The 1,661-nt window shown below is 42.6% G+C and carries 1 protein-coding gene; it reads right to left on the minus strand.

The window, feature by feature from the left end:
- Nucleotides 1-75 precede the first annotated feature (75 nt).
- On the minus strand, nucleotides 76-1,338 hold the full coding sequence (gene ltrA / locus QRN68_RS19610) for a group II intron reverse transcriptase/maturase (RefSeq protein ID WP_285398585.1): 1,263 nt from the start codon (nucleotides 1,336-1,338) through the stop codon (nucleotides 76-78).
- Nucleotides 1,339-1,661: the final 323 nt, after the last annotated feature.

Here is a 1,661-nt window from a genome sequence, read left to right on the forward strand (position 1 = left end):
AATCGAGTAGGAGGGAGTGATTAACTCCCGACCTCTCACACCACCGTACGTACGGATCCGTATACGGCGGTTCAATTAAGATGAATAACGCAAAGTTTCATAACGAACTTGCAGACTTTTCAATCCTTGGCTTTCCCAGTAGGAATTGCCGAGGGTTCTGTGTAATATGGGGCTTTTTGAGATGCGCCAGTACCCTTTTCGGGTATTTCCCCATTCGTATGCTTTTCCGTATGGAACTTTTAAACGAATGAGATTTCTGACTCTGGTTCGGGGTTTCTTCCAATTCTTCCAAAGACACATTCGCAACCTTCTTTTAATCCAACTATCTAATTTACTGAATACTGAAGGTGTATCTGCGAGCGCAAAATATCCACCCCATCCAATTAGATATTGGTTTAATTTCTCGATACGATATTCCATTGGAAATGGCATCTTTCTAGAGGTAATTTCTCGTATTTTCTTCTTCATTCGTTGAAGGCTTGTTTTCGCAATTCGAACATTCGGTTCTTTATGGTGCGAAAAACTAAAACCCAAGAATTTTCGTTTCCATGGTCGGTCTACCGCTGATTTGGACTCATTCACTTTCAGTCGTAGTCTTTCTTCGACAAATCGCTGTACGCTCGCTATTGTACGCTTTCCCGCACGTTTACTTTTCACATAAATATTACAGTCATCTGCGTAACGAACGAACTTATGACCACGTTTTTCTAATTCTTTATCCAACTCATCTAACACGATATTAGAAAGAAGTGGGCTTAATGGTCCACCTTGTGGAGTACCTTCTTCCGTACTTGAAACTACGCCATTTATCATGACACCGGCTTGGAGATATTTACGGATAAGCTTCAGTAACGATTTATCTTGAATTCTTTTCGCTAATGTTGCCATTAATCGGTCATGATTGACCTTATCAAAGAACTTCTCTAAATCCATATCCACTACCCAACGATATCCTTCCTTCATATAACCCTTCGCTTTTCGAACTGCATCATGAGCACTCCGATTTGGTCGGAATCCATAACTGTGGTCCGAAAAGGTTTTGTCATATTCCTTTGACAATATCTGCGATATGGCTTGTTGAATCAAACGGTCTGTCACGGTTGGGATTCCCAATAGACGTACACCGCCGTCTGGTTTCGGGATTTCGACACGACGTACTGGTTGCGGTTCATAGGTTCCCGCTAGAATTTGCGCTTTAATGGATTCCCAGTTTTCGAGGATGTGCTGACGTAAGGTTTGTACGGGCATCATGTCTACTCCATGGCTTCCTTTATTCGCTTCCACACGCTTTAATGCTTGTATCATATTCGGACGTGCTAGAATTTGATTCAACATCACCATTTCGTTCCTTTCCGTGAATAGCTTGTCTTCTTATGCCCACCTGAACTACACCCTCCGCAAATACCCTCATGGACTTCACCATTACTTTCTAAGCGTGAGGTTTCTCTGTTTTCCGTGTTCATTCATTCAAGATGGAATGTCAAGGGCTATTCTCTCTTAGTTGTTCAGTCCTTCCGATTAGTTCTAGACCCAATCGTACTATGACCTCTGCTGACTTCTGATGGTTCAGTTACTTGTCACCAAGTAGTTTATGAAGGGTACTTCACGTTTCCATCAGACCTCCCCGGGTAAGCGCATGCACTTTCACACCATCTATCCGC

The organism is Lysinibacillus sp. fls2-241-R2A-57, from assembly GCF_030209535.1.
Classification (GTDB): domain Bacteria; phylum Bacillota; class Bacilli; order Bacillales_A; family Planococcaceae; genus Lysinibacillus.